The sequence below is a fragment of the Rhodococcus oxybenzonivorans genome, from assembly GCF_003130705.1.
Lineage (GTDB): Bacteria > Actinomycetota > Actinomycetes > Mycobacteriales > Mycobacteriaceae > Rhodococcus_F > Rhodococcus_F oxybenzonivorans.
Genome location: NZ_CP021354.1, coordinates 3,859,656 through 3,872,876, shown reverse-complemented (window position 1 = coordinate 3,872,876; position 13,221 = coordinate 3,859,656). Strand labels below are relative to the sequence as shown.

Genomic DNA, 13,221 nt, shown 5'->3' with positions numbered 1-13,221 from the left:
GCCTGAAACAATGGGCGACGTGACTACCGGAGCCTGGATTGCCATCGCGGCCGCATTGGCCGTTCTTCTCGTCGTTCTCGTTGTCGGATCAGTGCTGTACCGGCGACGCCGGATCTCCCTGAAGGCGCCCGACACTCCACAGATCGCCACGGAGAAGGACCGGTCGGGCGGCTATCGCGCAGGCACCGGTTTCAGTTTCAGTGAGGGGTCGACGGCGACCGCTCCGCCGCGCGAACCCGCGCCGGCGCCACGCCCCCCGGCCCCCACACCGGCGCCCACTCCCGAGGTGGTCCCGCCCGCGAAGCCGACGACGACGCCGGACGAGGTGATTCCGGCTCCCGAAAAGCCCGCGGACACGGATTCCGTGATCACACCCGAGCCCGTGGTCGCGCCGGAGCCCGTGGTCGCATACGAACCGGTGGTCGCACCCGAAACCGTGGTCGCACCCGAGCCGGTGGTCACGCCGGAACCGGCAGCGCCGTCCGTGCCCGCGCTCGACGAGATCGCCCCGACCGAGGGCCGACTCGACCGCCTGCGCGGTCGGCTGTCCCGCTCCCAGTCTGCTGTCGGGAAGAGCTTGCTGGGCCTGCTCGGTGGCGGCGACCTCGACGAGGATTCGTGGGAAGAGGTCGAGGACACTCTTCTGATCGCGGACCTCGGCTCGGCGACCACAACGAAGGTGGTCACCGCGCTGCGTGAGCAGATGGCGGCGCGGAGCGTCCGTACCGAGGCGGACGCCCGGGCACTGCTGCGCGAAGTGTTGGTCGCCGAGCTGCGGCCCGAGCTCGATCGGTCGATTCGTGCGCTGCCGCACGACGACCACCCTGCGGTCCTCTTGGTCGTCGGAGTCAACGGCACCGGCAAGACGACCACCACCGGCAAGCTCGCGCGTGTGCTCGTTGCCGACGGCAGACGCGTCCTGCTCGGGGCAGCGGACACGTTCCGCGCCGCGGCCGCGGACCAGCTCCAGACGTGGGCGGAACGGGTGGGTGCCGAGGTGGTTCGGGGCAAGGAAGCAGCGGATCCGGCTGCCGTCGCCTTCGACGCCGTATCGAAGGGCATCGAGAACGGCGTCGACGCCGTGCTGATCGACACAGCGGGCCGCCTTCACACCAAGACAGGCTTGATGGACGAGCTCGGCAAGGTGAAGCGGGTGATCGAGAAGAAGGCGTCGGTCGACGACGTGCTTCTGGTTCTCGATGCGACGATCGGCCAGAACGGTCTGGCGCAGGCACGCGTGTTCGCCGAGGTCGTCGACATCACCGGAGTGGTGCTCACCAAGCTCGACGGCACGGCCAAGGGTGGCATCGTCTTTCAGGTGCAACACGAACTCGGTGTTCCGGTGAAGCTCGTCGGACTCGGTGAAGGCGCCGACGATCTCGCCCCGTTCGAGCCGGGTGCATTCGTCGACGCCCTGTTGGGCTGAGCGGAACGACCCCGAAAAAACATGGAACTGCCGTGACGAAACCTGTACGCAACACAAATGGGTGATGCGTTCACCTGCGCGAAACAGTGCAGTGGCACGGCTGAAACACCGCATGAGCACCCTTCTTCTCAGGTCGTCAGCCAGCAACGGGCTGGGCTGAGAAGGAGGAGGCTCAAGGTGGATTTCCCCACTATCGGTGCACCGGACACCGGGGACACAGCGTGGATGCTGACCAGCGCCGCGCTCGTGTTGCTCATGACTCCGGGTCTTGCGTTCTTCTACGGCGGCATGGTTCGTGCCAAGAGCGTGCTGAACATGGTCATGATGAGCGTCAGCGCCATGGGCGTCGTCGGCATCCTCTGGGTGCTCTACGGCTATTCCATCGCGTTCGGTGAAGACCAGTCGAACCTCTTCGGTGACCCGTTCCAGTACTTCGGCTTGAAGGGGCTGATCGGCGGCTCGTACCTCGCGGAAACCGATGACGCCGGTTCGGTCATCGCCGACTCGGCGATCCCCCTCGTCGGGACGATTCCCGCGACGGTCTTCGTGGCCTTCCAGGCGATGTTCGCCATCATCACCGTTGCACTGATCTCGGGTGCCGTCGCAGATCGCCTGCGCTTCGGTCCCTGGCTGCTGTTCGCCGGCCTCTGGGCGACGGTCGTGTACTTCCCGGTAGCGCACTGGGTCTTCGCCTTCGACGGCGTCACCGCCGAGACCGGTGGCTGGATCGCCAACAAACTCGCCGCCATCGACTTCGCCGGTGGTACGGCCGTGCACATCAACGCCGGCGCCGCCGGACTCGTCCTCTGCATCATCCTCGGGAAGCGCCAGGGCTGGCCGGGCACGCCCTTCCGCCCGCACAACCTGACCTTCGTGATGCTCGGCGCAGGCCTGCTGTGGTTCGGCTGGTTCGGCTTCAACGCAGGTTCTGCCGTCGGCGCCAACGGAATTGCCGGAGCGACCTTCATCACGACCGTCGTCGGAACGTGTGCAGCGATGCTCGCGTGGCTTCTCGTCGAACGCATCCGCGACGGGCATGCGACCACCCTCGGTGCCGCGTCCGGAATCGTGGCCGGTCTGGTTGCCATCACCCCCTCCTGCTCGTCCGTGAACGTCCTCGGTGCGTTGGCGATCGGTGTTGTCGCCGGTGCCCTCTGCGCACTCGCCGTCGGGCTCAAGTACCGCCTCGGCTTCGACGATTCACTCGACGTGGTGGGAGTGCACCTCGTCGGCGGCATCGTCGGAACGCTGATGGTCGGACTCGTCGCAACCACGGAGGCACCCGCGGGCGTCGACGGACTGTTCTATGGTGGAGGTTTCGATCAACTCTGGCGTCAGGCAGTGGGCGCCGGAGCAGTACTGCTTTACTCGCTCGTCGGTACGGCCATCGTTGCGTTGATCGTGAAGTTCACCATCGGTCTGCGGGTCAGCGACGAGGGTGAATCACTGGGAGTGGATGAGTCGGAACACGCAGAAACGGCTTACGATTTCGCTGCACTCGGCGGAAATTCGTCAACCGCTCGCGTGTCCGGCAAGGAGGGATGAGGAAATGAAGCTGATCACCGCAATTGTCAAGCCGTTCACTCTCGAGGACGTCAAGACGGGACTCGAGCAGGCGGGCGTCCTCGGAATGACCGTCAGCGAGGTCCAGGGTTACGGCCGCCAGAAGGGTCACACCGAGGTCTACCGCGGGGCCGAGTACTCGGTCGATTTCGTACCGAAGGTTCGAGTCGAGGTCGTCGTGGACGATGCGGCAGTGGACAAGGTCGTCGAGGTGATCGTCGAAGCAGCCCGCACCGGAAAGATCGGTGACGGCAAGGTGTGGGTGTCACCCGTCGAGTCGGTCATCCGGGTACGCACCGGGGAACGCGGCGCGGATGCGCTCTGACCCCAACGGGTCCGGTAAGACCGGCCCTGGTCCCGTCGCGAAGGCGACGGAACCAGGGCCGGTTGCGTCAGGCGGATCGAACGAAGCTGCGGACCTGGCCCGCGCACGCCGACAGCTCCTCAGCGGCGGTTCGGAGAGCACTCCGGGTGCAAGGGGAGGACACGGCCGAAGGCTGGACGCGCCCGCGCTCCGGCACGCCCTCGTCGACCTGCACGAATTCTGGCTGACCACGAAAGGCGCCGAGCTCGGTATCAAGCCCGACTGCGGGTTCGCGCTCGTCGCGGTCGGCGGGCTCGGCCGCCGCGAGCTGCTGCCGTACTCGGACCTCGATCTCGTGCTCCTCCACGACGACATGGATCCCGCCGTGGTGTCGCGGGTTGCGGACCAGCTCTGGTATCCGCTGTGGGACGCGCACATCAAACTCGACCACAGTGTCCGCACCATCCCGCAGGCATTGCAGGTCGCATCCACGGATATCACTGCCGCACTGGGGATGCTCGAGGCGCGGCACATCGTCGGCGACGTCGAATTGAGCAACCTTCTCATCAGCGGAGTCCGGCGCCAATGGCGCACCGACATCCGCAACCGCTTCGACGAGCTGATCGCCCAGACCAGGTCGCGGTGGGAACGTAGCGGTGAAATCGCCCATCGCGCCGAACCGGACCTCAAGAGCGGTCGCGGTGGACTGCGGGACGTACAGCTGCTCAACGCGCTGTCCATCGCGCAGCTCACCGACGGCATGCCCGGACTCGGACCCGAATCGCCCGGTGGCGGACTCGCATTGGCGCATCGTCGTCTCCTCGACGTGCGTACCGAGCTGCACCGGGTTGCGGGACGCCCCCGTGACCAGCTGCGGGCCCAGGACGCCGACGAGATCGGCGCGGCACTGCGGATCGGGGATCGCTTCGATCTGGCCCGCATGCTCAGCGACGCCGCCCGCACCATCAGCTACTCGGTGGATGTCGGGGTGCGGACGGCGGGAAATGCCCTGCCCCGCCGTGGTCTCGCGCGACTGCGAAGGCCGCCTGTGCGGCGACCTCTCGACGAGGGTGTGGTCGAGCATGCCGGCGAAGTGGTTCTGGCGCGCGATGCCCGGCCCGGCAAGGATCCCGGTCTCGTCATGCGGGTGGCGGCAGCGTCGGCCACCACGGGCATGCCGATGTCCGCTTCGACGCTGAACCGCCTGGCCGACCACGCGCCGGAACTGCGGGAACCATGGCCCAAGGAGGCGGTCAACGACCTTCTGGTCCTCCTCGGCTCGGGAAGCAGGGCCGTCGCCGCGATCGAAGCGCTCGACCGTACGGGACTGTGGGGGCGGCTTCTGCCGGAGTGGGGAGCCGTCCGCGACCTACCGCCGAGGGACGCCGTGCACACGTGGACGGTGGATCGTCATCTCGTCGAAACCGCGGCGTACGCGAGCGGTTTCACGACGCGTGTCGCCCGGCCCGACCTGCTGATGCTCGGCGCTCTGCTCCACGACATCGGGAAGGGGCGGGGAGGTGACCACAGCGTCGTGGGAGCCGAACTGGCGATCCAGATCGGTAAGCGGCTCGGGCTGTGGCCGTCGGACATCGCGACGTTGACGGCGATGGTGCGTCATCACCTGCTGTTGCCGCAGACCGCGACCCGACGCGACCTCGACGATCCGGAAACGGTGGAACGGGTCGTGGAGGCGCTCGGCGGGGACGGGGTACTCCTGGAGCTGCTGCACGCATTGGCCGAGGCCGATTCGCTCGCGACGGGTCCCGGCGTGTGGGGCGACTGGAAGTCGTCGCTCATCGGGGAGCTGGTCCGCAGGTGCCGCATGGTCATGGCGGGTGAGGATCTTCCCGCGCCGGATCCGCTCGATCCGGAACATGTCGCGCTGGCGGCGGGCGGTGGGGTCCATGTCGCGCTGAACCCGGCCGACAGTCCCCACACCTACGTGGTCACCGTGATCGCCCCCGACGAGCGCGGACTGTTGTCGAAAGCCGCCGGAGTGCTTGCGCTGCATTCCCTTCGGGTCTATTCGGCCTCGTTGGGCAGCTCCGGCGATTCGGCCGTCAATTCCTTCGTCGTGTCGCCGCGCTTCGGAGCACCGCCGCAGGCAGGGCTGCTCCGGCAGGAGTTGATCCGGGCGCTGGCCGGCGAACTGGATCTGCTGGACATGCTCACGGCCAAGGAGGACGAGGCCCGCGAGAGCCAGCGCGTCGCGGCGGAGGAAGAGCGGGGAGACGCCGTTCCCGTGTTGTACGCGCAGGCCCCGCCGCGGGTCATCTGGTTCGACACCGCGGCCCCCGGCGAGGTGATTCTCGAACTGCGCGCGGAAGACAGGCTGGGTCTCCTGTGCCGGCTGGCCGCCGCATTCGACAGTTGCGGCGCGGACGTCCGGTGGGCGAAGGTGACGACGCTGGGATCATCGGTCGTCGACTCGTTCTGCCTCGATCTCGGTGATCACGACACGCGGGCGAGCAGGGAAGAGGTCGAGCGGGCCATCCTCGCCGTCGTTCCGCTGCCGAAGCCGAAGAAGCAGGCGGGCAGCGGGCGGGAGTGATCGGCCGGACCGGAGCGGTTACGCTGGTGCCCGAGAATATCCACCGCATACTCGCACGACTTCAGGAGCGCACTCGGTGTTCGAATCCCTTTCCGACAGGTTGACCGGAGCCCTCAAGGATCTGCGTGGCAAGGGTCGCCTTTCCGGGGCCGACATCGACGCCACGTGTCGTGAGATCCGGTTGGCTCTGCTCGAGGCGGACGTCGCGCTGCCCGTGGTGCGCGCGTTCATCGCGAGGATCAAGGAGCGGGCCAAGGGCGTCGAGGTGTCCGCGGCGCTCAATCCGGCGCAGCAGGTCGTCAAGATCGTCAACGAGGAACTCGTCGGGATTCTCGGCGGTGAGACCCGTCGACTCGCGTTCGCCAAGACACCGCCGACCGTGATCATGCTCGCCGGTCTGCAGGGTTCCGGTAAGACCACTCTCGCCGGCAAGCTCGCCAAGTGGCTGCGCGATCAGGGGCACACCCCGCTGCTGGTGGCGTGTGACCTGCAGCGTCCGGGTGCCGTCACCCAGCTGCAGATCGTCGGTGAACGCGCAGGCGCCGCCGTGTTCGCGCCCCACCCGGGCACGTCGATCGGCGGCGGTGACAACCCGCTCGGGATCACCGCGGCAGACCCGGTCGAAGTCGCGCGGTCCGGTATCGACGAGGCCCGCACCAAGCAGTACGACGTCGTCATCGTCGACACCGCGGGGCGCCTGGGTATCGATGCCGATCTGATGGCGCAGGCCGCGGGCATCCGTGATGCTGTCGATCCGGACGAAACTCTCTTCGTTCTCGACGCGATGATCGGCCAGGACGCGGTCAGTACCGCCGAAGCCTTCCGTGAAGGCGTCGGATTCACGGGTGTCGTGCTCACCAAGCTCGACGGTGACGCCCGCGGTGGCGCGGCTCTGAGCGTCCGTGAGGTCACCGGACAGCCCATCCTCTTCGCCTCCACGGGTGAGAAGCTCGAGGACTTCGACGTCTTCCACCCCGACCGGATGGCCAGCCGTATCCTCGGCATGGGTGACGTCCTCAGCCTCATCGAGGCGGCCGAGCAGCACTTCGATGCCGAGCAGGCGGAGGCCACCGCGCAGAAGATCGGCTCGGGGCAGCTGACCCTCGAGGACTTCCTCGAACAGATGATGGCCGTCCGCAAGATGGGGCCCATCGGCAACCTCCTGGGGATGCTTCCCGGCGCTGGACAGATGAAGGACGCCCTCGCCAACGTCGACGAGAAGCAACTCGACCGGGTGCAGGCCATCATCCGGGGCATGACGCCGGCGGAGCGCGAAGACCCCAAGATCATCAACGCTTCGCGCAGGCTGCGGATCGCCAACGGCTCGGGTGTCAAGGTGTCCGACGTCAATCAGCTCGTCGACCGCTTCTTCGAAGCCCGCAAGATGATGGCGGCGATGGCCGGTCGGATGGGCATGCCCGGATCCCGCAAGCCGCAGCGCAGCAAGAAGGGCAAGAAAGGCAAGAAGGGCGGGAAGGGTCCGACGCCGCCGAAGGTGCGCGGAGGATTCCCCGGGGGCATGCCGGGTGGTTTCCCCGGAATGCCCGGTGGCCTTCCGGCGGGCATGCCGGATTTGTCGAGCATGCCGAAGGGGCTGGACGAGCTACCTCCCGGTCTCGAAGGCATCGACCTGTCGCAGTTGAAGCTGCCGAAGAAGTAGAGCGATGAGCGCACTGCACTTGCGGGGTATCGGCCTGCCCGGCGAACAGCCCGTCGAATACTGGGTGGATCAAGGGGTCGTTTCCACCGAGCCGATCGCCGGTGCCGAGACCATCTGTGATTCGGGGTGGATCGTTCCCGGACTGGTCGATGCGCACTGCCACGTCGGGATCAAGCTCGGCGGCGGCGGTGGTGAGAGCATCGAGGGGCTGATCGCGCAGGCGGAGACCGAGCGCGATGCCGGTGTCCTCCTGATCCGCGACGCCGGGTCTCCCGTGGACACCCGATTCCTCGACGAGCGGGTCGACCTGCCGCGGATCGTCAGGGCAGGTCAGCACATTGCCGCACCCAAGCGATACATACCGGGGCTGCCGGTAGACCTCGAGGACGAGGAGCAGTTGCCGGCCGAGGTTGCGCGGCAGGCGCGCGCCGGTGACGGCTGGGTCAAGCTGGTCGGTGACTGGATCGACAGGTCGATCGGTGACCTCGCACCCTTGTGGAGCGACGACATTCTGGTGGAAGCCATCGCCGCCGCCCACCGAGAAGGCGCACGGGTCACGGCCCACGTCTTCGCCGAGGACGCGCTTCCCGGTCTGATCAACGCCGGTATCGACTGCATCGAGCACGGTACGGGGCTCACCGACGAGACGATCGAGCTCATGGTGGCGCACGGTACTGCCCTCGTCCCGACGCTCATCAACATCGCCACCTTCCCCGAGATCGCCGACTCTGCGACGCGGTACCCGGTGTACGCGGCTCATATGCGGGACCTGCACTCGAGGGTGAAAGACACGATCGGCGCGGCCCACGAGGCCGGAATTCCGATTTACGCGGGCACCGATGCCGGCGGATCCATCGTGCACGGCCGGATCGCCGACGAGGTCGAGGAGCTCAAAGCCGTCGGGCTGTCGCCGACCGACGCGCTCGGCGCTGCGTGCTGGAACGCCCGGACCTGGCTGCGGCATCCCGGGCTGGAACCGGGCGCACCCGCGGATCTGCTCGTCTACCGGGACGACCCACGTACCGGAAGCGATGCCCTCGCCGCACCCGCCATCGTGGTGCTGCGCGGAAATGTCGTCAAGACGCGATGACCTGGTTTTACCCTGACGGTGCTCGTCTGGCAGAATGATCCGCTGTTCGTCGCATCCGGTTCCGTACCGCGCGGCGGTCACAGGTGAGAGGCAAAACCGGACGCACTATTCCTGTGCGTCGCTGAATTGCACGTGACAATGTGTGCACTTGGTGTGCGCACCGAAGGAGAAGTACAGCAGTGGCTGTCAAGATCAAGCTCACCCGGCTCGGCAAGATCCGGAACCCGCAGTACCGCATCGTCGTTGCCGACGCCCGCACCCGTCGCAACGGCCGCGCGATCGAGACCATCGGCAAGTACCACCCCAAGGAAGAGCCCTCGCTGATCGACATCGATTCCGAGCGGGCGCAGTACTGGCTGGGCGTGGGCGCGCAGCCCACCGAGCCCGTCGAGGCACTCCTGAAGATCACGGGCGACTGGCAGAAGTTCAAGGGCCTGCCGGGTACCGAGGGCACTCTCCGCGTCAAGGAAGCCAAGCCGTCCAAGCTGGAGCTGTTCCAGGCTGCGCTGGCGCAGGCCGAGAACGAGCCGGTGTCCGAGGCCATCACCCCGAAGAAGAAGAAGGCCAAGGCCGACGACGATGAGGCTGCTGCCGACGCGTCGGGTGCAGAGGCCGAGAACTCCGAGGCTGCTGACAAGTGAGTGCCGTCGTCGCCGATGCCGTGGAGCACCTCGTTCGTGGCATCGTCGCCAATCCCGACGACGTTCGTGTCGAGCTGATCACCGGGCGTCGGGGGCGCACTGTCGAGGTTCACGTCAATCCTGACGACCTCGGCAAGGTCATCGGACGTGGCGGTCGCACAGCGACAGCGCTGCGCACGTTGGTCTCCGGTATCGGTGGCCGCGGGATCCGTGTCGACGTCGTCGACACCGATCAGTAGCGGCCGCACAGCAGTGGAGCTCGTCGTCGGCCGTGTCGCCAAGTCACACGGCATCAAAGGGGAAGTCGTCGTCGAGGTTCGCACCGACGAACCCGAACAGCGTTTCGCTCTCGGTGCCGTGCTGCGGGGACGGAAGCCGCGCGAGCAGAACCTCACCACGTACACGGTAGAAGCCGCCCGGGAGCATTCCGGGCGGCTTCTGCTGCGCCTCGAGGGTGTAGCGGATCGTGCTGCCGCCGATGCGTTACGCGGCACGCTCTTCGTCATCGACAGCGCGGAACTCGAACCGTCCGAGGACCCGGACGAGTTTTACGATCACGAACTCGAGGGCCTTGCCGTTCGGCTGGCGGACGGCACTCCGGTGGGTACCGTCGTCGAGGTACTGCATTCGGCGGCAGGCGAACTCCTGTCCGTCCGTCGTGAGGGGGCGCCGGAATTACTCGTTCCGTTCGTCGCCGCGATCGTGACCTCGGTGTCCGTTGCGGACGGTGTCGTCGAGATCGACCCACCGGAAGGGTTGCTCGACCCTGACTTCGGTGAATCTCCTGTCGGCGAATGAGCCGGTAAACATGCGTCTCGACGTGGTCACCATCTTCCCGGAGTATCTCGAGCCCCTTCGCGCTGCCCTGCTCGGCAAGGCGATCGACAAGGGACTCCTCTCGGTAGACGTGCACGATCTGAGGAACTGGACGCACGACGTCCACAAAGCTGTCGACGACTCGCCCTATGGCGGTGGCCCCGGAATGGTCATGAAACCCAGTGTGTGGGGACCGGCCCTGGATGACGTCCTCGCCAGGGGCGGGGACGATGGCGACACACTTCTGGTGGTCCCCACACCGGCGGGCGTCCCCTTCACACAGGCGACGGCGGAACGCTGGGCAGGGGAGCGCCACATCGTTTTCGCCTGTGGGCGATACGAGGGCATCGACCAACGAGTCATCGACGACGCTGCCCGGCGCGTGCGGGTCGAAGAAGTCAGCATCGGCGACTACGTCCTCATCGGGGGTGAGGCGGCAGTGCTCGTCATGGTCGAGGCCTTCGTCCGGCTGATTCCCGGTGTCCTGGGCAATCAGCAGTCACACCAGGAAGATTCGTTCAGCGACGGGCTCCTCGAAGGCCCGAGCTACACCCGGCCTGCCACGTGGCGAGGACTCGACGTCCCACCGGTGCTCTTGTCGGGTGACCACGCCAAGATCGCCCAGTGGCGCCACGAGCAATCGTTGGAGCGCACCGCGGAGCGCCGGCCGGACCTGTTGCCCTGAATCAGCCCAGCGGCTGTACCCGGTCGTCGATGCCCCGCGCACCGGATCTGCTCCCCGGAGGCGACGGCCGGCACGAAACGCCGCTTTCGCACTCCCGACCGCCTCTCCGCCGACGAGGGTGTCCCCCGGTAGCGGTAGGGTCCATTTTTGTGACTCTGAAGACCGTGAACCAACGCATTGCCGAGGAGCTCGACGTCCGGGAGGGACAGGTCGCGGCCGCTGTGGACCTCCTCGACGGCGGGGCCACCGTTCCCTTCATTGCCCGTTACCGCAAGGAAGTCACCGGAACCCTCGACGACGCTCAGCTTCGCCAGCTCGAAGAGCGGCTCCGCTACCTGCGTGAGCTCGACGAACGGCGTGTCGCGGTACTCGATTCGATCGAATCGCAGGGCAAGCTCGACGACCAGTTGCGCGGACAGATCATGACGGCCGAGACCAAGGCCCGGCTCGAAGACATCTATCTGCCCTTCAAGCCGAAGCGGCGCACCAAGGCGCAGATCGCCCGCGAGGCGGGTCACGAGCCTGTTGCCGATGCGCTGATCACGGACCCCGCTACCGACCCCGCGTCCTATACGGCCGAGCAACTCGAGGGTGCGCGAGCGATTCTCGTCGAGCGTTTCGCCGAGGACGCCGACCTGGTGGGCGATCTGCGCGAGCTGATGTGGACGCGCGGGAAGCTGGTTTCCGTCGTCCGCAAGGGCAAAGAGACAGAAGGCGCGAAGTTCGCCGACTACTTCGAGTTCTCCGAGCCGTTCACCACCCTCCCCTCGCACCGAATCCTTGCCGTGCTGCGTGGTGAGAAGGAAGAGGTACTGACGCTCACGCTGGCACCGGACAGGGACGAGCCGGTTCCCGGTGAACCGACCGTCTACGAGGGCCGAATCGCGAGCCGGTTCGGGATCGCCGACCGTGGCCGGCCGGCCGACAAGTGGTTGCTCGACACGGTGCGGTGGGCGTGGAAGACGAAGCTGCTCATCACGCTGGGCATCGACGTCCGGATGAGGTTGCGTCAGTCGGCAGAGAAGGACGCTGTCGACGTCTTTGCCAACAATCTCCGCGACCTGTTGCTCGCGGCGCCGGCAGGCACCCGCGCCACGATGGGTCTCGACCCGGGTTTCCGCACCGGAACGAAGGTGGCCGTCGTCGACGCGACCGGCAAGGTAGTTGCGCACGACACCATCTACCCGCACCAGCCCCACAACAAGTGGGACGCCGCGCTCGCCACCCTCGCCGACCTGGTGGCTCGCCACGGTGTGGAGTTGATCGCTATCGGAAACGGCACCGCCTCGCGTGAGACCGATGCGCTCGCCACCGAACTGATCGCGAAGTCCGGTGCTACCAACCTCACCAAGATCGTGGTGTCCGAGGCCGGCGCGTCGGTGTACTCGGCATCTGCATACGCGTCGCAGGAACTACCTGACCTCGACGTCTCCATCCGCGGCGCCGTGTCGATCGCCCGTCGACTGCAGGACCCCCTCGCGGAGCTGGTGAAGATCGACCCCAAGTCGATCGGTGTGGGGCAGTACCAGCACGACATTTCGGAGACGCTGCTCGCCCGGTCCCTCGGCGCTGTGGTCGAGGACGCGGTGAACGCGGTCGGTGTCGATGTGAACACGGCGTCCGTGCCGTTGTTGTCCCGCGTGTCCGGTATCGCAGGCTCCCTGGCAGAGAGCATCGTCGCGCACCGGGACCAGAATGGCCCGTTCCTGAGCCGCAAGGGACTCAAGGATGTTGCTCGACTCGGGCCCAAGGCGTTCGAACAGTGCGCCGGCTTCCTCCGCATTCCCAACGGCGACGATCCGCTCGATGCATCCAGCGTGCACCCGGAGGCGTACCCGGTGGTGCGCAAGATCGTCGGCGCCAGCGGCAGCGGTGTGCGCGACGTCATCGGCAACACGGCGGTTCTCCGCCGCCTCAATCCCGCAGACTTCGTCGACGACCGCTTCGGACTGCCCACGGTCACCGACATCATCAGTGAGCTGGAGAAGCCCGGGCGCGACCCGAGGCCGGAGTTCAAGACGGCGACGTTCGCCGCGGGCATCGAAAAAGTGGCGCACCTGAAGCCCGGGATGACACTCGAAGGCGTGGTCACCAACGTGGCAGCGTTCGGCGCCTTCGTGGACATCGGCGTGCACCAGGACGGTCTCGTCCATGTCTCCGCCATGTCTCACAACTTCGTGAAGGACCCGCGCGACGTCGTGAAGTCGGGCGACGTGGTGAAAGTGAAGGTGCTCGAGGTGGACGAGGCGCGCCAGCGGATCGGGCTGACCCTGCGGCTCGATGACGAGGTGGGCGCGGCGGCGCGCAAGAGCGAGGGCCCACGCGGCGGGGGACAACGGCAGGATCGCCGCGGGGGCGGTAAGCCCCAGCAAGGTGGCCGCGAACGCGGCGGTCGGGATGCGCGCCCGGCCCCCGCCGGTGGCTCGATGGCGGATGCCTTGCGGAAGGCAGGCTTCGGCAAGTAATCAGCACCGTGTCTAAT

At 66.9% G+C, this 13,221-nt stretch carries 11 protein-coding genes; all 11 read left to right on the top strand.

Translation table 11 applies throughout. The annotated features are described in order from the left end of the window. Positions 1-10 precede the first annotated feature (10 nt). The 11 genes from ftsY (at position 11) to CBI38_RS18180 (ending at position 13,204) form a co-directional block, all read left to right on the top strand. Positions 11-1,426 (top strand): signal recognition particle-docking protein FtsY, encoded by a 1,416-nt coding sequence (gene ftsY, locus CBI38_RS18230; protein WP_204164769.1) that lies wholly within the window; start codon positions 11-13, stop codon positions 1,424-1,426. Between the two features lie 225 nt (positions 1,427-1,651). Continuing rightward, the gene (locus tag CBI38_RS18225) at positions 1,652-2,971 is read left to right on the top strand and encodes an ammonium transporter (RefSeq protein ID WP_418328346.1); all 1,320 of its coding nucleotides are present in this window, start codon (positions 1,652-1,654) and stop codon (positions 2,969-2,971) included. A gap of 4 nt (positions 2,972-2,975) precedes the next feature. Continuing rightward, on the top strand, positions 2,976-3,314 hold the full coding sequence (locus CBI38_RS18220) for a P-II family nitrogen regulator (protein WP_005240467.1): 339 nt from the start codon (positions 2,976-2,978) through the stop codon (positions 3,312-3,314). Beyond that, positions 3,304-5,847 (top strand): [protein-PII] uridylyltransferase, encoded by a 2,544-nt coding sequence (locus tag CBI38_RS18215; RefSeq protein WP_109330970.1) that lies wholly within the window; start codon positions 3,304-3,306, stop codon positions 5,845-5,847. Before CBI38_RS18220 ends, CBI38_RS18215 begins: the two co-directional genes overlap by 11 nt. A 76-nt stretch (positions 5,848-5,923) precedes the next feature. Further along, a complete protein-coding gene (gene ffh / locus CBI38_RS18210) occupies positions 5,924-7,507 on the top strand; it encodes a signal recognition particle protein (RefSeq protein WP_109330968.1) in 1,584 nt (527 codons plus the stop codon). A 4-nt stretch (positions 7,508-7,511) separates the two neighbouring features. After that, a complete protein-coding gene (locus CBI38_RS18205) occupies positions 7,512-8,597 on the top strand; it encodes an amidohydrolase family protein (RefSeq protein WP_109330966.1) in 1,086 nt (361 codons plus the stop codon). A gap of 179 nt (positions 8,598-8,776) precedes the next feature. After that, positions 8,777-9,238: a 30S ribosomal protein S16 gene (rpsP, locus tag CBI38_RS18200; RefSeq protein ID WP_109330964.1), complete on the top strand. Its 462-nt coding sequence runs from the start codon at positions 8,777-8,779 to the stop codon at positions 9,236-9,238. Continuing rightward, on the top strand, positions 9,235-9,477 hold the full coding sequence (locus CBI38_RS18195) for an RNA-binding protein (RefSeq protein WP_005240479.1): 243 nt from the start codon (positions 9,235-9,237) through the stop codon (positions 9,475-9,477). The genes rpsP and CBI38_RS18195 overlap by 4 nt, the downstream gene beginning before the upstream one ends. Positions 9,478-9,490: 13 nt before the next feature. Continuing rightward, positions 9,491-10,036 (top strand): ribosome maturation factor RimM, encoded by a 546-nt coding sequence (rimM, locus tag CBI38_RS18190; protein WP_109330962.1) that lies wholly within the window; start codon positions 9,491-9,493, stop codon positions 10,034-10,036. A gap of 10 nt (positions 10,037-10,046) precedes the next feature. Continuing rightward, positions 10,047-10,739 (top strand): tRNA (guanosine(37)-N1)-methyltransferase TrmD, encoded by a 693-nt coding sequence (trmD, locus tag CBI38_RS18185; RefSeq protein ID WP_109330961.1) that lies wholly within the window; start codon positions 10,047-10,049, stop codon positions 10,737-10,739. A 149-nt stretch (positions 10,740-10,888) separates the two neighbouring features. After that, positions 10,889-13,204 (top strand): Tex family protein, encoded by a 2,316-nt coding sequence (locus tag CBI38_RS18180; RefSeq protein ID WP_204164768.1) that lies wholly within the window; start codon positions 10,889-10,891, stop codon positions 13,202-13,204. Positions 13,205-13,221 lie beyond the last annotated feature (17 nt).